A 19,471-nucleotide genomic window follows, 5' to 3' on the forward strand; every position below is an offset into this window, starting at 1 on the left:
CTCTCAGGCTTCAATCGGCTCGGCCACTTGTATCAGGCAATCGCCGGACTGGCTGTCGCAATGAAGGCGATGCGAGATGACGATGCCACCCTCGGCGAAGTGCAGTGCTTCCTCGGGTGCGTCGATGCGTTCAAGATCGTGATACCAGCCGGCGAGATCGCCAGCGGCAACGCGGTCGCCCAGACGGGCGGCGGGCTCGAACCAGCCGCGCCGGGTGGCGTAGATGCCCTGGCTGTGGCGCGACAGCGAAAGGAGCTGGAGCGGCGGAGCCTTGTCATCAAGCGCGGCGGAGAGCACCGGTGCGGACACGATGCCCAGCGCAACAAGCAGGCGATCGATTGCGCCCGCCGTGAAGGCCATGCTGTCGGGCGTGACCGTGCCGCCGCCACCAAACTCGCCGGAAAGACCGATTGCGCCAGCGCGGCCCGCAGCGCCCATCGAGGTCGGCGCTGTCGGCCCATTGTCGGCGATGAAGGCGTGGGCGGCGCCCATCTGGCGCATGAGATCAAGCGTGCGCTCGAAGCGCGCCGGATCCGCCTGCCGCTCGATCAGCGTGCAGGGCAAATGCGCCATGGAGGTGCCGCCGGAATGAAGGTCGAGCACCACATCGTGGCGCGGGAACAGCTCATGTTCCAGAAAATGGGCGATGCGCTCGGTTGGCGTTCCGGCAGGGTTGCCGGGAAAGGCGCGGTTGAGATTTCCGCCATCGAAGGGGGAGCAGCGGCGGGCCGTCATGACTGCCGGCTGGTTCACGATCGGCAGGACCGTGACCGTTCCGCTGATGTCGAGCGTCTTCAGGCGGCGCATGAGCCGGGCAAGCTGAAGTTCGCCCTCATACTCGTCGCCGTGATTGCCCGCCATCAAAAGGAGGCTCGGCCCCTCGCCATTGCGGACCCGCAGCCAGGGGATGCGGATCTGGTAATAGGGCGACCGGTCCACCGAATAGGGAATTGCCAGGAAGCCGGACTGAACGCCCCCGGCCTCGAAATCAATGGAATGAACAATGCCCGTATGCATGGCAGAACTCCGGTCGCCAGAAGAAGAGCCGGTGCGCGGGGCACCGGCCAGGTGTCAGACTGCGGCAATAGCCGTCATTTCGACGCGCAGGTCCGGATCGGCAAGGCGCGCCTCGACGCAGGCGCGGGCCGGCGGGTTCTCCGGGTCGATCCAGGCATCATAGACGCTGTTCATCGCGTCGAAATCGATGATGGCCGGCAGGAAGACGTTGACGGCCACGAGCTTGGAGCGGTCGGTTCCGGCTTCGGCCAGGAGCGCGTCGATCTTGCGCAGAACATCTGCCGTCTGATCCTCGATGCTCGCCTTGCGGTCATCGGGAACCTGCCCCGCAATGTGGACGAGACCGCCATAGACGACGGCCTGGCTCATTCGGGAACCCTTCTGGTAGCGCATGATCATTTTCCAAAATTCCTTTTGCTTGGGTAGGGGGTGGGGTGGGGTTGGAACAGTTTCAGCCGAAGCTGGTGAGATAGGCCGAGACAACGCGATGATCGTCGTCCAGACCGTAGAGGATCGCGTGCCGGTCGAGGCAGGTGCAGGGGTGCGAGATGCCGAACTCCACCACATCGCCGACATGCAGATCGACGCCATCGCCCAGTGAGACGAAGGCATGCTGATCGTTCAACGCAGTGACGCGAACCGTCTTAGAAAGAGCGGTGCGCACGCCATCACGATAGAACGCCAGTGGGCGCGGCAGGCCCTGATCGGCTGCCACATCGCGCAGACCCATGCCGCAAACGGCAAGCCCCGGCTCCGGCCTCGAAAGAACCTCGGCCCAGACACGAAGCGCGGGGCGGAACCCGGTGGCCGCCGAAACCGCTTTTCCGCCGATCACGAAACCAGACCGGTTGTCGAGGCCGGTGAGACCGCGCTCATAGATGCCGTGATCATGAAAGAAGATCGCGCCGCTGCGCAAAACCAGAACCGCGTTTTGATCTGCGGCGACCACCGCCTTCAGACCGCGAACCACCATGTCGAAATAAACCGAGCCGCCGGCGGTGACGATCATCGGACGCTCCGGCCCAAGCCGCTGGCGCAGCGCAGAGAAAAGCGTTGCCGTGCGTTCGACCAGAGCAGAAATGCGCAGCGCCGTCTCAGCCGCATCGGGCGTTGCGGCTGCACCTTCGTAAGCCGCGACGCCGGCGAGCCGGAAAGTGTCGGTCTCGCGTTCGAGAATGGCCTCGGCGAGCTGTAACGCGGCTTCACCGGAGCGGAGCCCGCCACGGGCAGCGCCCAGCTCGACCAGAAGTCCGAGCGGCGGCAGATCCGTGGAAGAAGACCAGGCGGAAGCGAGCGCCTCCATCATCTCGCGTGAATCGACGAAGATCGAGAGATCGGCATCGGGATAGGCGGAGACCAGGCGGGCAAGCCGTCTCGCTGCCGCCGGGCCACCGATCTCGTTTGCGAGGATCAGGCGGCGGAAGCCCGCGCGCAGCATGACGGAAGCCTGACGAATGTCGGCCACTGTGACGCCCCATGCCCCGGCCTCGACGAGACGGGCGGCGATGGCCGGCGACATCGGCGTCTTGGCGTGTGGTGCGATCTCGACGCCCTGCTCGCGCACATAGGTCATCATCAGATCGACATTGTTGGCGAACGCCGTTTCATCGAGCGAGATCAATGGCAGGGACATGGCGCCATCAAAGGGCTTCCACCCCTGATCGCCAATGGCGCCGAGGCCAAGGGCTGCATGGCCTGCGGGAAAACCGCGAACGCGGTCATCGATGACGGGATCGCTCGCAGTGGTGAGCGTGGCGTCAGACATGGGAAGCATCCTGTGATGTTTGCGAAGGCGACAGGCCAAGGCGGTAAATGCGGTTCGCCGTCGAGAAGAACAGGGCTTCCTGCTCATCATGCGAATGGCTGGCGGCTGTGGTTCTGAACGCGCCATAAAGCGCATCGAAATCCGCGTGCAGACCGGCAACGGGAAAATCACTGGCGAACATGGCGCGCTGCGGCCCGAAACAGGCGATGCAGTGGTCGATCACCATGCGCAGACTGTCGACTGTCCAGTGGTGATCATAGGCCACGGGATCGGAGATCTTGATGGCGATGTTGGGCGCACTGGAAAGCTCCGAAAGCCCGTTGCGCCAAAGCGCCAAGCCTTCCTCGCTGCGGTCAACCGGGCTGCCGCAATGGTTGAGCACGAATTGCGTGTCGGGATGATCGGCGACAAGGCGCGCCGCCTCCCCCATCTGCCAGGGAAAGAGCATGAGATCGAAGCTGAGGCCGAGTTCGGTGGCGCGCGAAAGCCCCTCGCGCCAGCGCGGGTCGCTCATCATGCCTTCGCGGGAGGCGAAGCTCTTTGCCGGGTCGGGATGCCAGCTGACGATATCGCGAATGCCGACCACAGCGGGATTTGCAGCCTCGCGCTCCACTAGGCGCTGCGCATCCGCACCGGCAAGCGGCACGCGCGCCACATAGCGCGCGGCAACGCCAAAACGCCTGTCGAGACTGTCGAGCCAGCGCGTTTCCTCCAGCGGGAAATCATCCGACCAGCCGGCCTCGACATGGACGGTGGCGACGATGTTCTGGCGGGCCGCGTCCCACAGATATTCGCCCACGCCATAGTCGCGACGGATCGGCGCGATGCTGCCGAACACCATCTCCTCATCAGCGGCTTCAGGCGGCGCAAGCCAGGGGTGCCTGCCAAGCGACAGGTCCCACAGATGGTGGTGCGGGTCGACGACCGGACCCGCATAGGCAGAACTCATCGTCGCGCCTCACGCCCCGAGATCAGGAGCAGCGCCAGAATGAGCGATCCGAACATGATGGACCGCCAGCCGGGCGACGCGTTGACCACGGTGATCAGCGCCGTGGTGGTGACGAGAAGGATCGCGCCGGGAATGGTGCCGGCATAGGTGCCGCGCCCGCCCAGAATGGAGGTGCCCCCCAGAACCACGGCGGCGATGGACGTCAGAAGATAGGGATCGCCGATGCCCACATAGCCCTGACGGTTCATGCCGAGGATCAGGATGCCGGCAAGACCGGCAAAGAAGCCCGAAAGCGTGAACAGGAGCAGCGTGTTGCGCTTGACGCTGACGCCCGAAAGCTCGGTTGCCAGCGGGTTGGCCCCCAGCGCCAGAAAACGCGCGCCGGCCGGCATGCGGTGGATGATGAGCAGCACCACGATCGACACGGCCACCCACAGGAGAACGCCGGCGGGAATGCCGAAGGGCCGCGCCTGGCCGAGCCAGATGACGGTTGCGTTCGTGACGGAGACGGCGCTGCCGCCGGCGACGATGACCAGCATGCCCTGCAGGAAGGTCGCCATGGCCAGCGTCATGATGATGGGCGGCACTCTGAGATAGGCCGCGCCAACGCCATTGAGAAAGCCGATGCTGGACGCGATGCCCAGCGCAAGCACGATGCCCACGAGGCCGGTGGGATCGATGTCGGGCGAGATGAGCGGCAGGAGAATGGCCGTGACCGTGATGACCGCGCCGACCGAAAGGTCGATGCCGCCCATCAGGATCACGAGCGTCTGGCCGGCGGCGACGATGCCGATGACTGCGGAGAGTTCCAGCAGGTAGCGCAGATGGCCGAAGGCTCCGAAGCCACGCAGCGTGAGGCTGGCGACGATCCAGACGAGGATCACCAGGATCAGCGTCAGAAGCGGCGGATTGCGGAAGGCCGACTTGAGAGCGTTCATGGCTTTGCCCTCCACTGGCTGGTCAATTGCGGGATCGCGACGGCGCCGACGATGATGAGGCCCTGCGCCACATATTGAGCGACCGGCGGGAAGCCGAGGAAGAACATGACGTTGATCATGACCGAGAGAAGCAGGCTGCCGCAGATGACGCCGCGCATCGTGCCCTTGCCGCCGAGAAAGGCGACGCCGCCAAGCACCGCGCCGGCGATGGAGTTGAGCGTGAAGGGCGTGCCGATGACCGGATCGCCAGAGCCGGTCTGGGCTGCAACGAAGAGGCCGGCAAGGGCTGCCAGCAGACCCGACAGCGCGAAGGCGAACACCTTGACGCGCTCGACGGGAACGCCCGAGCGGAACGCGCCGACGGGATTGTTTCCGGCGGCATAGATGCCAAGGCCGAGCGGCGTTGCCAGATAGAGTTTCCAGCCGATCAGAAGCAGGACCAGAAGGCCGAAGGCAACCGGCGTATGACCGGCAAGCAGGTCGGAAAACCAGTCGGGGATGTAGCCGCCGGGACGCGGCAGGAGAATGAGCGCGATGCCGGTGATGATGAACGATCCGGCCAGCGTGACGATGATGGCCGGCAGGCGCAGATAGGCGACGATGCCGCCCGTTACCGCACCGATGAACAGGCCGGCGACCGAGACGGCGATCAGCCCGCCCAGAACACCCAGCGGACCGCCCATGGTGACGGCGGCAATGACCGCGCCGAGGCTGACCATCGGACCGATGGCAAGCGAGATGCCGCCATTCAGCATCATCAGGGCCTGCGCCATGGTGACGAGCGCCAGCGGGAACCAGTTCTGCGTGAACTTGGAAAAACCGCCAACGCTGAGAAGGCCCGGAAACAGAATGGCGTAGACCACGAGAAACGCGGCGACGACCAGATAAAGGCCCGTCAGGCCGCGATTGCGGCGCTTCTGGACGGCGGCATAGAGATTTGCCGGAACGGTGGTGGCACTCATGCCGCAGCTCCCTTCGCTGAGACGCCCATGGCGGCGCCGACGATCGCTTCTTCGGAGATGTCTGCGCGCGGCAGCGTGGCCACGACGCGCCCCTCGCGGAACACGGCGACACGATCACAAAGATGGACGAGTTCAGGTGTGTCGGAACTCAGAAGAATGACCAGCTTTCCCTCGCGCGCGAAGGATTGCAGCATCAGATAGATTTCCCGCTTAGTCTCGATATCGACGCCGCGCGTGGGGTCGTTGAGGAGCAGCACCGAAGGATCGAGCGGCAGCCATTTGGCCAGCGCCACCTTCTGCTGATTGCCACCGGAAAGCGCCTGAACCGGACGGGTCACATCGCCCTTGATCGTCAGGCGTTTGGCGAGGTCGGCAACCAGATTGCGCTCGGCCGCGCGGTCGCGCAGACCATGTTTCACCAGATTGCCAAGCGAGGGCAGCAGGAGGTTCGACGCAATGGAATGCGGCAGAACGAGCCCCTCATGCTTGCGGTCAGCCGGCACATAGGCAAGGCCGGCCTGATTGGCCGCCTCGACCCTTTTCAGCGGGCGGTGACTTCCCGAGATTTCCGCCTTCTCTGCGGAAGCGGGAATTGCGCCGTACAGGCCGAGCAGGAAATCCTCCTGTCCCTGCCCCACCAGACCGCCGATGCCAATAATCTCGCCGGCGGATGCCTGGAAATCGACATCAAGGGCCGTGCCTGCGGAAAATTTCTTCAGATGGATGAGTTCGGCGCCGGCGGGATGGTCCTGCCAGGCGGGGAACAGGTCGCCCGCATCGCGGCCCACCATCAGGCGCACGAGACCTTCATCATCGACGCCGGCCAGCGGCTGGTCGGCGGTCACCACGCCATCTTTCAGCACCGTGACATGCGAGCACAGCGCCTGAACCTCGTTGAGGCGATGGGAGATGTAGAGAAGCGCGATGCCTTCATCACGCAGCTTGCGGATGAGGCCTGCCAGAATGCCCGCCTCATGCGCGGACAGGGAGGATGTCGGCTCGTCCAGGATGAGCACACGCGGCTTGCGGAAAAGCGCCTTGGCAATTTCCACCATCTGCCGGCGGCCAAGCGAGAGATCGCCGACGGGCATGTCGAGCGGTTCGGTCAGGCCGACCCGCTCGCAGACCTCCGCGACGGAGGCGGAAAGCGCCTTGTAGTCGATGAGACCAAAGCGCCGTGGCAGAGCGCCAAGGCCGATATTCTCGGCAATGGACAGCTCGGCGGCAAGGCTCAGCTCCTGTTGAACGACGGCAATGCCCGCCTCTCGCGCAGCAGCAGGGCTGAAGCGCGAGACGGGCTTGCCGTCCACGACAATGTCGCCCTTGTCGGGCTGCAAAGCGCCCGAGAGCAGATTGATCAGTGTCGATTTTCCGGCACCGTTCTCACCCAGAAGAGCGTGAACGCGTCCGGGCTCAAGGGCGATGTCCACGCCCTTGAGCACCGGGTTGCCGAAAAACCCCTTGAACACCTGCCTGGCTTCGAGCAGGGGCTTGGTTTTCGTCATCAGGAACCGGCCTTTTCGTCTTCGTGTCTTACTGCGCCAGCAGCTTGTCGAAGAGCGCGCGGTCGTAGTCGGAGTAGATGTATCCGTCGGCCGGGAACTGATCGGCGCGTGCGAGATAGCCGTCGATCGTGTCGTCGCCGATGACCGGCAGCGGCACCTTGATGAAAGCCGGAACGTCTTTGCCCTCAAGCGCCTGAACCGCCGCGTAGACAGACAGGGCGCCCAGCCAGTTCGGCTGCATGGTTGCCCAGCCTTCAAGACCCTTCTCTTTCCAGAGCTCAAGGAACTGACGTGCGTTTTCACCGGTGGTCGGAACCTGCTCGCGGCCCTGACGGTCGAAGGCGAGAACGGAACCGGCCGAAAGCGCGCCGCCGAGCGAAAGAACGCCGTCGATTTCCGGGTTGGCGAACAGAAGGCTGGTCATGGCCTCCTGCGCGGGCGCGACATTGTACTCGGTGTTGGTCTCGGTCAGGATCTCGATGCCGGGATTGGCGTCCAGAACCGGCTGCGCGCCCTTGCGGCGGTCATCGCTGACGGAAATACCTGCCGGGCCGTTCATGACGATGATCTTGCCTTCACCGCCGAGCTGATCGACCATCCACTGTGCGGCAGCCGCACCCCATTCACCGGAATCGGTGTTGATCTTCGCGGTCACCTTGTCGGTGTTGACCAGGCTGTCGAAGTTGACGACGGCGATGCCCTTGTCACAGGCGTCCGAGATCACGCGGTCGAGCGCGTTGGACGAACCGGCGATGACGACGATGGCGTCGACATTGGCGTCGATCATGGACTGGATGTGCTGGATCTGCGTCTGGGCATTGCCCTGGGCGTCGGTGATCATGAGATCGTCGACCAGACCGGCCTTCTTCAGCTCTTCGACCTCGGCAGCGATGGTGCCTTCGGTCTGCTTCATCCAGGTCGGTACGGAATAGATGTTCGCCCAACCGATCGTATAGGGCGCTTCGCGGTCTCCCTGAATGCAGTTGGCCGCAGCCGAAGCCGCTCCGCTGCCGGCAACCAGCATGGATGCCGCCGCAACGCCCATGAGCAGGCCGCGACGACGCCTGGAATTTTCAGAACCCGATAAATGCATGTCTTCCTCCCTCAACAAGATGCGGCGCCCCAAAAGGCTTGCCGCCAATCAATGTCCGCTATAATGTACAAGTGATCTTTATAGTGGAAGTGTATATTATCCGGTTTTGACGCCCCTGCAAGTGGCGGTCGAAAAATCACGGCGAACAACCGTTCCACTCCGGGTGTGACGCCAAGAGCATTGACAGGCTGCAACGAGTTCAGAAGAAGGACAGAGCCAGAAGCGATGGAGACGAGGCCGTTGGATACCGCCGCACCGACCAGCACTGCCAAGCGCGCACGTGGTCTCGACCGCGCATTCGAGATACTGGATTTTCTGCGCGATCAGAAAAGCCCGATGCGCCCCAACGAAATCGCGGTCCAGATCGGCGCGCCGCGCTCTTCGGTCTACGAGCTGGTGAACCTTCTCCTGCGCAACGAGATCCTTGAACTCGCCGGCGGCGACGGGCGGGTTTTCCTCGGGCGCAAGCTCTATTTCCTGGGCGCGGCCTATGAAGAGCAGTTCGATTTCACCCGCGAGTGCGAAGCCGCCCTTGAGATGATCGCGCATGAAACGCGCGAGACCTCGCAGTTCTGCATGCTGGACGGCAACAAATACATCGTCGTTCGCATGAAGGAGGGCGCGCGCCCGTTCCGCATCTCATCGGATGTGGGGCAGTCGGTGCCGATCCCCTGGACGGCGTCCGGCCGCCTGCTGGTCGCGCATCTTTCGGATCAGGAAATCATCGACTTCATCCCGCCGCAGGACTTTCAGCTGCCCAATGGCGAATGGCTGGAACCGGCGGTCTTCATTCGCGAAGTGCGCGAAGCATGGCTCAAGGGCGAGTTCACCTTCGACAGCATCGTGGACAGCTTCACCCATTGTTTCGCGGTTCCCGTTCTCGATGCGAACCGCCGCTGCGTGGCGACGCTCTGCCTTGTCGCGCCACGGGAAGACGGGATCGAGAACAGGGAAGAATATCTGCTCTGTCTCAAGCGCGCCTCGCAGCGCCTGAGCGGCCAGACCAGCGTTCCGCCACTCAGCCGATAGACACCCTGAAATGAAAACGGGCGGCTTTGGCCGCCCGTTTCAGTTTCACGATCAGATATCCGCCGGGCGCGGCTGCAGCGGCGGCTGCACATCTTCCGGGATCGGACAGGTGTAGGGCGTCGCGGCCGTGCGGGCGGCGTGGTCTTCCCTGGCCTTCGCCAGCAGATCGGCGTCGCCGATCAAATCGAGCGCGGTTCCCGCCATCACCTTTGCGGCGTAGACCATGCCCTTGTGGGCTGCGGGCATTTTGCCCTGCGCGGTGATCTGCCAGGAGTGCCCCGGCGTGCCGATGGCATGGGTCGCGACACGCGCCTGAACGGTGGGAACCACCCAGCTCACATCGCCCACATCGGTGGAGCCGATCATCGGCACGCCCTCGAGATCGCGCGGCACCACGCAATCGCACAGCGGTGTGTTGTCCTTCACCGGCAGGCCGATGCGAAGATAGTCGTTGTGAATATCCTCGTCCGACAGCGTGTCCTGAATCTTGGCGGCAAAAGCGCGGTCCTCATCGTCGAAGGCGACGGGGCCGAGACGGTCCATCTGACGCTGCATGGCTTCTTCGAGCGGCGTGTTGCCGAGAAGGTTGGCCACCGCGCTCATGATGGAGATGTCGACCTTCGTTTCGGTCATCATCGCCGCACCGCGCGCCACCTTCTGCACGCGCTCATTGAGAGCGAACATGCCCGGCAGGCTGGTGGAACGGATCGCATAACGAACCTTGGCTTTTGCCTGCACCACGTTCGGCGCGATGCCGCCGGCATCGAGCAGCGCGTAGTGGATGCGGCTGTCGGCCGGCACATGCTCACGCAGGTAATTGACGCCGACGCTCATGAGCTCGACGGCATCGAGCGCGCTGCGGCCCAGATGCGGTGCGGCGGCAGCGTGGGACGAACGGCCCGTGAACGCGAAGTCCATGCGCGTGTTGGCCAGCGACATGGCCTCGTCAACACGGGTGAAGGACGCCGGGTGCCAGGTGATGGCCGCATCGACATCTTCGAACGCGCCGGCGCGCGCCATGAAGCTCTTCGCAGCGCCGCCCTCTTCTGCCGGGCAGCCATAATAGCGCACGCGGCCCGGACGGCCGGTCTCTTCCAGCCAATCCTTGATTGCCGTGGCGGCCAGAAGTGCGGCGCTGCCAAGCAGGTTGTGACCACAACCGTGGCCATGGCCACTGCCCGGCAGGGGACGCGGCTCGGCGATGCCGGCCTCCTGGCTCAGGCCCGGAAGCGCATCATATTCGCCGAGGATGGCGATGACGGGACCGCCCTCGCCTGCCTCGCCCATGACGGCGGTGGGGATGCCGGCAACGTCCTCAACCACCCGGAACCCCTGCTCGCGCAGCATGGCGGTGTGCTCGGCGCAGGAGCGGTACTCGGTGTAGGCGATTTCCGGCATACCCCAGACACGATCGCTCAACGCCTCGAAACCGGCCTTCTTTGCATCAACGAGATCCCAGATCTGATCGCTGTTCTTCATTTTTGGCTCTCCTTGTCGGATGAATGATCGTGCGTCGAATGATGGTCGTGGCCGGGATGGGCCACATATGCGTCAGGCGTTGAAGCCACCGGTGCCAGCGCCGAGCTGGTCGCCGGCCGGCAGAGCGCCTTCGAACCAGAGACCGGCAGCGGCAACCGACATGGCGCAGCCATCGTGAGCGACGCCGGGAACCTCGGTCATCTGCCAGTTGAACGGGACGCCCAGCTCTTCAGCCTTCGCCTTGCCCCTGGCAAAGTAATTGCGGGCGCGGTGAAGACGGCCCGGCCCCTGGGCGATGGCCTCGGGCTGGGTCGGCAGGTTGTCGGCGTTGGACTCGCAGTCGTTCAGACCGGCCATGATGTGCAGCGGCGTGGCGAGCAGCGCCACCAGATCCTGCTGCCCGTAGCCCAGACCGCCAAGACCGGCGGGGAAATTCGCTTCCAGATCGGGGAGAGAATACCAGCCGGCATTGGCCGCGCCGACGGCCTCGAACGGCCCCATGCCGAACAGCGACACCATGCGGTGCAGGAACTGACCACCGGCGGAGTGACCGAAAATCTTCGGCTTCACGCCCTTCATGACGCCGGCCTCTTCAAGGGCCTCGGCGATCAGCGCCGGAGCGCGGTAGATCCAGCTTTCACGCGGGGTCGGCTTTCCCTCGGCATCGAGAACCATGCCGTTGTTGTAGTTTTCCGGCTCGGGAAAATCGCCATTCGGGAAGGTCGGAGCAACGATCAGGAGATCATGCCTGTCGGCAGCCGCAATCCAGAAATCGCGATAGTCGTCACCATTGCGCAGCATGCCGTGCTGGACGAACACGACCGGCTTTCCCGGCTCATATCCGGCAGCCTTGTAGGTGTTCAGGATGACGGTCTTTTCCGGCTGACCAGAGAAGATGAAAGGCAGGGCGTTGGAGCCATTGCCGTCGAGCAGGCTTTGCAGTTCCATGAAGTCCTCAAGAAGGTTCGTGCAGATGACAGGCGACCGTGCGGCCCGGCGCGATCGTCCGGCTGATCGGGCGTTCGCTGCGGCACCGGTCGGTGGCCATGGGGCAGCGCGGATGGAAGGTGCAGCCGGATGGCGGGTTGAGCGGCGAAGGCAGCTCGCCCTTGACCGGCTGGAAGGCGCGGCGACGGCGCTTCACCGAGGGGATCTCGGCAAGCAGCGTCTGTGTGTAGGGATGGGCCGGGCTGTCGAACAGCTCCGTTGTCGGCGCGAGTTCGACGATCTCGCCCAGATACATGATCGCAACCCGGTCGGCGATGTGCCAGACGACCGACAGGTCATGGCTGATGAAGAGATAGGTCAGCGCACGCTGCGCCCGCAGCTCCAGAAACAGGTTGATGACCTGCGCCTGAATAGACACGTCGAGCGCGGCAATGGGCTCGTCGCAGACCAGAAATTCGGGATCGACAATCAGGGCGCGGGCAATGCCGATACGCTGACGCTGACCACCGGAGAACTGATGCGGATAGCGATCCCTATAGGACGGGTCGAGCCCAACCTCATTGAGCGCCGCATCGACACGTTCGCTGATTTCCGCCCGGTTCTTGCATCGATTGTGCACGCGCAGCGGCTCGGAAAGGATCTCGCCGACCGTCTGTCGCGGGTTGAGCGACGCATACGGGTCCTGAAAGACCATCTGCACGGCGAGCGTATAGGCGAGCCGTTCCTGACGGCTCATCTCATCCGTGCGCTTGCCATTGTAGAGGATTTCGCCTTCCGATGGCGGGTTGATGCCCGTCATCATGCGGCCAAGCGTGGACTTGCCGCAGCCGGACTCGCCGACAAGGCCCAGAACCTCACCACGCCGCACGGTCAGATCGAGCGACTTAACGGCCGTGAGAACCGGAATTTCCGGCGCTTTTCCAACCAGACCGAGAAGCTGCTCGGCCAGTACGGGCTTGCGCGAAAAGCGGCGGGAGAGCCTGCGAACCTCGAGGATCGCGTCCTCATCCCTGTCCGGAGCGCTCGTGATGTCGTTGCGCGGGCTCATGGCGTCTTCTCCGGATCAAGCGGATGGTGACAGCGCCAGCTGTGATCGCCGGCCTCCGCCAGCGGCGGCTCCTCGGTGCGACACAGATCGCTGGCGCGGAAACAGCGGGGATGGAAGGGACAGCCGAGCGGCCTTGCCGTCAGCGACGGGGCCGCGCCCTCGATCTGGCGCAGCGCCTCGCCGCGTGGCGTGTCGCCGGGAACGGAGTTGAGCAGGCCAAGCGTATAGGGATGGCGGGGCGAGTCGAGCACGTCATCCACCTGCCCGATCTCGACTATGCCGCCCGCATACATCACGGCAATGCGGTCAGCCAGTTCCGAAACCACGCCCAGATCATGCGTGATCCAGATGAGCGCCGTCCCGGTTTCCTTCTGCAGCGTCTGCATCTCGGCCAGAATCTGGCCCTGAATGGTGACGTCGAGCGCGGTGGTCGGCTCGTCCGCGATGATCAGTTCGGGCTGGTTGAGCAACGCCGTGGCGATGGCGACGCGCTGGCGCATGCCGCCGGAAAGCTCGTGCGGAAACTGGTCGACACGCGTTTGCGGCGAGGTGATGCCCACCTTGGTGAGCGTATCGATGCAGCGCTGGCGCGCGGCGGCCGGATCGACGGTTTCGTGCTCGCTGATCGCCTCCATCATCTGCTCGCCGATGGTGAGCACGGGATTGAGCGTGGTCAGCGGATCCTGAAAGATCATGGAGACGGATTTGCCACGCACGCGGCGCAGCTCCTCGTCGCTCAGCTTGCGCAGATCACGTCCCTTGAAGCGGACCTCGCCGGAGACGATCTCGCCGGGCGCATCCACCAGACCGATCAGGGAGAACCCGGCGACGGACTTGCCGGAGCCGGATTCGCCCACAAGCCCCAGAACCTCACCGGCCCTGAGTTCGAAGGAAAGACTGTCGATGGCGGGATAGGCGCCATCGGCGAAGTGAAACACGGTGCGCAGATTCTCGACCGCGAGCAACGGAGATGAAGACTGATCAGACATCATGAACGCTTTGGATCGAGGGCCGTGCGCAGGCGGTCGCCGGCCAGGTTGAGGGAAAAGATCAGCACCAGAAGGGCAAGGCCCGGGAAGAAGCTGATCCAGTAATCGCCGCTCATCAGGAAGTCGAAACCATTGGCGACCAGAAGCCCGAGCGAAGGCTCGGTGACCGGCACGCCGACACCCAGGAAGGAGAGCGTCGCTTCAAGCGTGATGGCGGAGGCAACCTGAATGGTCGCCACGACGAGCACGGCGCTCAGGCTGTTGGGCATGATGTGGCGGAACATGATCCGCAGGCGCGAATAGCCGAGATTGTAGGCAGCCTCGACATATTCCTTCTTGCGCTCGACCAGCGCGGCTGACCGCATGATGCGCGCGTAGTTCGCCCATTGCACCACGACGATGGCCAGAATGACCTTGTCGACGCCGCGCCCGATGACAGCGAGCATCACCAGCGCCACCAGAATGGTGGGAAAGCCGAGAATGAAGTCGACCAGCCGCATGAGCAGCGTTTCGACCCGACCGCCGAACACAGCGGCGGCAAGCCCCACCGTGACGCCGATGATGAGCGCGATGGCCGTGGCGACAAGACCGACCAGAAGACTGATGCGCAGGCCATAGAAGATGGCCGAGAGCATGTCGCGCCCCTGGGAATCGGTGCCCAGCCAGAAGATCTCGCCATTCATGCCCTCGCTGCCGGGCGGCAGGCGGTTGTCCATGACGCTGAACGACGCGAGGTCATAAGGGTTCTGCGGCGCGAAGAAGGGCAGGAGAAGCCCTGTCGCCACCACGATGCCCAGAAGGAGGAGCGCCTTCCTGACGCTCGGCCGGCGCTTGATGCGGCGCAGATTGGCCCCGCGCTGCGGTGTGTCGGCCAGAGGCGGGCGCGTTTGAGAAGACATGTTCTGCATCTCGCTCATGACATGCGCTCCGACAGGCTGACGCGCGGATCGAGCAGCGCGTAGGTGAAGTCGACCAGCAGATTGACGACGACGAAGATGAAGGTGACGAGCATCACGTAGGCAACCACGACCGGGCGGTCGAGCTGGTAGATGCTGGTGATGAGCAGCTTGCCCATGCCCGGCCATGCGAACACGGTTTCCGTGATCGTGGAGAAGGCGATCAGCGAGCCGAACTCGACGCCCAGCACCGTAATGATGGGAATGAGAATGTTGCGCAGGATGTGACGGCGCACGATGCGCTTTTCGCGCACGCCCTTGGCGCGGGCGAATTTCACGTAATCCTGCATGCGCGCTTCGGAAGCGCCGGCGGCCGTCAGCCTTGTGATCAGCGCGATGTTGGGAATGGCCAGGTTGATGACCGGCATGGCCAGATGGCGCAGGCCGTCAACGGTGAGGAAGCTGAACGGAATGCCGAAGACGGAAACCGTTTCGCCACGACCGGAAGCCGGCAGCCACTGAAGCCAGACGGCAAAGAAAAGAATGAGGACCATGCCCTTCCAGAAACTCGGGATCGAGTAGCCGAAAATGGAGCCGGTCATGATCGCGCGGGCGATGCGGTTTTCCTCTTTCAGCCCCACATAGAGACCGAGCGGAATGCCGATGATGCTGGCGACGAGCATGGCGAGAAACACCAGCTCGAAGGTCGCCGGCATGCGGCTCAGAATGAGCTGAAGCGCGGGTTCGGCATGCACGAAGGAGGTGCCCATATCGCCCTGAACGGCGTTGGACAGAAAGGTGAAATATTGCATCCAGACGGGCTGATCGAGGCCCAGCCGGGAAACCATCGCCTCACGCTCAAGCTGCGTGGCTTCGGGATTGACCAGAAGCTCGACGGGATCGCCGACCGCGTAGACGGCAAGAAACACCGCAACCGACACGGCAAGAAGAACAGCGATGCTTTGCAGCATCCTTTGCAGGGTAAACAATAGCACCGGAAGCGCTCCCGCCCGTTAATGTCCATCGGCGCGAAGACGCGCCGATGGATGGTTCAGACTGTTTGAGGTGGCTACTTGGCCGGGCGGATGTCCTTGGCCATGGTGTACTGGTCCATGCGGCCATCGAACTCCAGACCATCGCGGTAGGCCCACAGCGTGCTCTCGAAATGCACGGGGATCAGGCCCAGCTTGTCGAGCGCCATCTGGCCTGCCTGCTGCAGCATCTCTGCGCGCTTCCCGGCATCGACGGTCTCGATGGCTTCGAGAATGACTGCATCGAACTCGGGATCGGACCAGCCGCCATAGTTCGAACCGCCAACGCCACGCTCCTTGTCACCGGTCGTCACATACTGGCGCAGGAAGGATGCCGCGCCGCCGGAGGTGGAGCCCCAGCCGCCCATGGAGAAGCTGAACTCACGCTTGCTGCGGCGGGAGAAGAAGATCGAGCGGGTCATCGCGTCGAGGTCGGTCTCGATGCCAACGCGCGTCAGGAACTGCGCGATGGCCTGAGCCACCTGCGAGTCGTTGATGTAGCGGTCGTTGGTCGCCGAAAGCGTGACCTTGAAGCCATCGGGATAGCCGGCCTCCGCAAGCAGCGCCTTCGCCTTCTCCGGGTCATAGGTCAGCGGAACCGGGTCCGTCTGTGCGCCGAACATTTCGGACGGAACGAACTGGCTGGCCGGCTCTGCGAATCCGTCCATGATGCGCTCGACGATCGCTTCACGATTGATGGCGTGCGCAACGGCGCGGCGAACGCGCTCATCCTGGAACGGGTTCTTGCCGCCTTCAGCCTCGATGAACGGGCTGTCATCGCGGGCAACGTCCATCTGCAGGAAGATGACGCGGCTCGACGGCTTGGCCGTGTAACCGAACTCTTCGCCAAGCTGCTTCACGTCGCGGGCAGCCGGGCTTTCGATGAAGTCGTAATCGCCGGCGAGAAGGCCTGCCAGACGCGGACCTGCGGAGGGAACGGGCACGAGTTCGACCTTTTCCCAGGCCGGAGCCTCACCCCAATAGGCGTCGTTGCGGCTCATCTTGATCTTCGAACCCTTGGTGAAATCATCAAGGACGAAGGGGCCGGTGCCGATGGTCATGGAACCATTGTTGAAGCTGTCGACGCTCGGCCATTCGCCGGTGACGCCGCAGCCATTGGCCGGGTCGAAGGACAGGTCGCCATGCTCGAGAATGCCGTCGCTGAGAATGTAGATCTGCGACAGGAGTTCCGGCAGAAGCGGCTCGACCTGCTTGGTGGTGATCTTCACCGTGTAGGGATCGCTGACCTCGACGCTGGCGAAGTTTTCAACGTCCGGCGCAAACGAGCCCGAAACGTTGTTCTCATTGTTTAGCACGCGGCAGAAGGTGAAGACAACGTCATCGGCATTGAAGTCGCTTCCATCGGAGAACTTCACACCCTCACGCAGCTTGAAAACCCAGGTGTTGTCGTCCACGCCTTCCCAGGATTCAGCGAGCGAAGGCCCGACATTCTGGTTGGCGTCGGTCGCCGTCAGCGCTTCGAAAATGTGCTGAACGAACGCGTTGTTGGTCGACAGATTGTGGTAGTGCGGATCGGCAGCCGTGGGCTCCGAGGACAACGCGATCTTCAGTTCTTCAGCTTGGCTCGACATTGTTGCCGACGCCAGAATGGCTGCCGTGCCTGCAAAGAGAAACGACTTCATTTTCACCAGTTCACCCTCCCGGTTCATGCGCGCAAAAGCGCTCCATTGAATTTCTGCATCTGATATGCTGAAACGATGAAAGAAAATTTTCATCGAAATGAAAAACATGAAAATTCATTAGGGTCAAGGGGGCTGACATGGACACGATGTACCACTCGGAAGTGGCCAGTCGCATCGGCAGGGCGTATCAGGATCTGAGCCTTGGCCACCGCCGGATTGCGGACTTTATCCTGCGCTCCCCGGCCGAAGCGGCGATGATGACCAATGTGGAACTGGCATCGCGCTGCAATGTCTCCAACGCGACCGCGAATCGCTTCGCCAAGGCCATAGGTTTCAAGGGGTTTCCCGAGTTTCGCGCAAGCCAGATGGACGCGCTGCGCATGGATATGGCAGCCGTGGAGAAACTGCGCACAGAAATCGACGATGATGCGAGCAATATCGACATCATGCGCAACGGGCTCACGCAGGATCTGGACAATCTGCAGAACACGCTCGACGGTCTCGATGAGGCCGGCTGCAGCCACGCGGTCGAGCTTATTCTCGACGCGCAGCGCATTTTCACCTTCGGTTCCGGCATCAGCTACTACATCGCCGGCATGCTGACACACGGGCTGGAGCCCTTCTGCCGCGGCAATGTCACGATGATGGGCGCAACGGGCGGCGCCAATTCAGCCTATCGGCGGCTGGTTCACTGCAATGAAAACGATCTCGCCGTGTTCATCTCGTTCCCGCGCTATTCTCCCAACACGGTGGAGCTGTGTGGTGTTGCCAAGCGCCGCGGCGCGCGCATTCTGTGCATCACCGACAGCCCGACCAGCCCGGTCGCACGCGACGCAGACGTGGTTCTGTTCGCCGAGGCAAAGAGACGCCTGCTCCCCAATTCAGCCACATCAGCCTTCGCGCTTGTCGACGCGCTCGTGGCGGCAATCGCCAATCAGAGCACTGACGGCGCGGACGTTCAGCTCCGCCTGGCAGAACGCTACATGCCCGACATCGGAAAGGTTTCGGGCAAGGACCCTGACGGTTCCTGAAGACAGCTACCGCTTGGACCTGGGTTTCCTGGGGGGCACGCCCCGGTGTTTTCTGAGCGACGTCGCCAGATGGTTCTGGCATGAAAACCTGGAAAGACGGGCGATCTCGCGTATCTGCCCGGGTATCTGCATGTCTCCTTCGGTGAGAAGACACCGGGCATAATCGAGCCGAAGGTTGATCAGATACCGATGCGGGCGCTCACTGAACGTGTTTGTGAAAGCCACGATGAAAGGCCCCGGTGAAGGTCGCAGACGCCGACGAGGTCGGCTACACTGAGCTTGCGTCTGAAATTCTCGGCCAGGTGCTCCCGTATCCTTTTCTCATTGCGAAACGAAAGCCCGCCCGTCGCGCTCTTCTTCGGGCGCGCGGCATCGTCGTATCTCCGCAACACCTCGACCCCGAACTTGGTGAGCAGTGCATCGACATAGAGTTCGTTGACGCCATTGCCGCCCGCCAGCTCATCCCGAAACATGCGCGCCGTCTGCAGGGCCCAGCGATCGGGAGACGTGGCCTTTGTGAGCCGGATATGCGGACGCCCGCCTTTACACTTTTGTTCGGCAAGGGCGGCAAGGTGATCGGGCGAAATAACGATGGCGACGGCCTCGCGGGAAACCGGCAAGGAGATCAGAGCGCCCGCATCGTCATCAAACTCAGGCGAACCGAACACGGCTTGTCCAAACCAGTTTACTGCGGACAACGGAGCTTCGCCCCGCACCGCTTCAAGCAGATATCAGTTTCACCTCTATCACGAAGCAATGCGTATCGACCAAGAACACCTATCAAGTGCGACTGTCATACAATTTTCGGCGGTTGAGAACGCCCGAACTGATCTAGGGTGCCGCCCCCTTCCCTGAGCGCCAACGCGCCCCGCCCGAAGGGATGGACAGATAAAGCACACCAGCTGGCGTTTTTATGCGATTGAGACTGGTTTGTGGGGCGGTCCTTTGGATGCTTTGATTGTTCGTACGATCATCACGGGTAAGATTGAGGGTCGATTTTACGATCTATCTTCGCTTTCGATGACGTTAGGTCTTCCGCTTTCGACGACGCACCGGAAGATCCTTGAGCTTGAGGCTTCTGGATTTCTGGAGCGAGTGCGCAGCGGGCGTTCGACGCATCTTGTCCCGACGCGCCGGAGCTGCGTTGA

The 19,471-nt window shown here is 62.9% G+C and carries 18 protein-coding genes; 2 read left to right on the plus strand and 16 right to left on the minus strand.

What is annotated here, in order from left to right; translation table 11 throughout:
* Positions 1 to 3 precede the first annotated feature (3 nt).
* From JYP46_RS09060 to JYP46_RS09095, 8 genes are read right to left on the minus strand one after another with little or no spacing between them, the layout of a single operon-like run.
* Positions 4 to 1,017 carry a M14 family metallopeptidase gene (locus tag JYP46_RS09060; RefSeq protein ID WP_206547904.1) on the minus strand — a complete coding sequence of 338 codons (1,014 nt, stop codon included), beginning with the start codon at positions 1,015 to 1,017 and terminating at the stop codon, positions 4 to 6.
* A gap of 54 nt (positions 1,018 to 1,071) precedes the next feature.
* A complete protein-coding gene (locus JYP46_RS09065; protein WP_206547905.1) occupies positions 1,072 to 1,416 on the minus strand; it encodes a RidA family protein in 345 nt (114 codons plus the stop codon).
* Between the two features lie 52 nt (positions 1,417 to 1,468).
* Positions 1,469 to 2,782: an alanine racemase gene (locus tag JYP46_RS09070; RefSeq protein ID WP_206547906.1), complete on the minus strand. Its 1,314-nt coding sequence runs from the start codon at positions 2,780 to 2,782 to the stop codon at positions 1,469 to 1,471.
* The gene (locus JYP46_RS09075) at positions 2,775 to 3,731 is read right to left on the minus strand and encodes an amidohydrolase family protein (RefSeq protein WP_206547907.1); all 957 of its coding nucleotides are present in this window, start codon (positions 3,729 to 3,731) and stop codon (positions 2,775 to 2,777) included. The genes JYP46_RS09070 and JYP46_RS09075 overlap by 8 nt, the downstream gene beginning before the upstream one ends.
* The gene (locus JYP46_RS09080; RefSeq protein WP_206547908.1) at positions 3,728 to 4,669 is read right to left on the minus strand and encodes an ABC transporter permease; all 942 of its coding nucleotides are present in this window, start codon (positions 4,667 to 4,669) and stop codon (positions 3,728 to 3,730) included. The genes JYP46_RS09075 and JYP46_RS09080 overlap by 4 nt, the downstream gene beginning before the upstream one ends.
* Positions 4,666 to 5,631: an ABC transporter permease gene (locus tag JYP46_RS09085; protein ID WP_206544294.1), complete on the minus strand. Its 966-nt coding sequence runs from the start codon at positions 5,629 to 5,631 to the stop codon at positions 4,666 to 4,668. Before JYP46_RS09085 ends, JYP46_RS09080 begins: the two co-directional genes overlap by 4 nt.
* The gene (locus JYP46_RS09090) at positions 5,628 to 7,136 is read right to left on the minus strand and encodes a sugar ABC transporter ATP-binding protein (RefSeq protein WP_206547909.1); all 1,509 of its coding nucleotides are present in this window, start codon (positions 7,134 to 7,136) and stop codon (positions 5,628 to 5,630) included. The genes JYP46_RS09085 and JYP46_RS09090 overlap by 4 nt, the downstream gene beginning before the upstream one ends.
* A 28-nt stretch (positions 7,137 to 7,164) precedes the next feature.
* Positions 7,165 to 8,229 (minus strand): ABC transporter substrate-binding protein, encoded by a 1,065-nt coding sequence (locus JYP46_RS09095; protein WP_113153089.1) that lies wholly within the window; start codon positions 8,227 to 8,229, stop codon positions 7,165 to 7,167.
* Positions 8,230 to 8,469: 240 nt separating this feature from the next.
* Here JYP46_RS09095 and JYP46_RS09100 point away from each other — a divergent pair, with 240 nt between their 5' ends.
* Positions 8,470 to 9,258, plus strand: coding sequence for an IclR family transcriptional regulator (locus JYP46_RS09100; RefSeq protein WP_222473977.1), 789 nt, complete (start codon positions 8,470 to 8,472; stop codon positions 9,256 to 9,258).
* 51 nt (positions 9,259 to 9,309) lie between these two features.
* On the opposite strand, the gene JYP46_RS09105 is transcribed toward JYP46_RS09100, so the two are convergent.
* From JYP46_RS09105 to JYP46_RS09135, 7 genes are all read right to left on the minus strand, one after another.
* Positions 9,310 to 10,737, minus strand: coding sequence for a M20 family metallopeptidase (locus JYP46_RS09105; RefSeq protein ID WP_206547910.1), 1,428 nt, complete (start codon positions 10,735 to 10,737; stop codon positions 9,310 to 9,312).
* A gap of 72 nt (positions 10,738 to 10,809) precedes the next feature.
* On the minus strand, positions 10,810 to 11,685 hold the full coding sequence (locus tag JYP46_RS09110; RefSeq protein WP_222473976.1) for an alpha/beta hydrolase family protein: 876 nt from the start codon (positions 11,683 to 11,685) through the stop codon (positions 10,810 to 10,812).
* Positions 11,686 to 11,692: 7 nt separating this feature from the next.
* A complete protein-coding gene (locus JYP46_RS09115; RefSeq protein ID WP_206547911.1) occupies positions 11,693 to 12,733 on the minus strand; it encodes an ABC transporter ATP-binding protein in 1,041 nt (346 codons plus the stop codon).
* Positions 12,730 to 13,722, minus strand: a complete 993-nt coding sequence (locus JYP46_RS09120) for an ABC transporter ATP-binding protein (RefSeq protein WP_222474008.1) — start codon at positions 13,720 to 13,722, stop codon at positions 12,730 to 12,732. Before JYP46_RS09120 ends, JYP46_RS09115 begins: the two co-directional genes overlap by 4 nt.
* Positions 13,722 to 14,630: an ABC transporter permease gene (locus JYP46_RS09125; protein WP_222474007.1), complete on the minus strand. Its 909-nt coding sequence runs from the start codon at positions 14,628 to 14,630 to the stop codon at positions 13,722 to 13,724. The genes JYP46_RS09120 and JYP46_RS09125 overlap by 1 nt, the downstream gene beginning before the upstream one ends.
* A gap of 5 nt (positions 14,631 to 14,635) precedes the next feature.
* Positions 14,636 to 15,613, minus strand: coding sequence for an ABC transporter permease (locus JYP46_RS09130; protein ID WP_113153095.1), 978 nt, complete (start codon positions 15,611 to 15,613; stop codon positions 14,636 to 14,638).
* Between the two features lie 74 nt (positions 15,614 to 15,687).
* A complete protein-coding gene (locus tag JYP46_RS09135) occupies positions 15,688 to 17,292 on the minus strand; it encodes an ABC transporter substrate-binding protein (RefSeq protein ID WP_206547913.1) in 1,605 nt (534 codons plus the stop codon).
* A gap of 137 nt (positions 17,293 to 17,429) precedes the next feature.
* Here JYP46_RS09135 and JYP46_RS09140 point away from each other — a divergent pair, with 137 nt between their 5' ends.
* Complete coding sequence (locus JYP46_RS09140) at positions 17,430 to 18,323, plus strand: MurR/RpiR family transcriptional regulator (protein ID WP_113153096.1); 894 nt, start codon at positions 17,430 to 17,432, stop codon at positions 18,321 to 18,323.
* A gap of 179 nt (positions 18,324 to 18,502) precedes the next feature.
* Here the strand turns inward: JYP46_RS09140 and JYP46_RS09150 are convergent, their stop codons facing one another.
* Complete coding sequence (locus JYP46_RS09150) at positions 18,503 to 19,021, minus strand: hypothetical protein (protein ID WP_206547915.1); 519 nt, start codon at positions 19,019 to 19,021, stop codon at positions 18,503 to 18,505.
* Positions 19,022 to 19,471 lie beyond the last annotated feature (450 nt).

The organism is Nitratireductor aquimarinus (assembly GCF_017255295.1).
Taxonomy (GTDB): Bacteria; Pseudomonadota; Alphaproteobacteria; order Rhizobiales; family Rhizobiaceae; genus Nitratireductor; species Nitratireductor aquimarinus.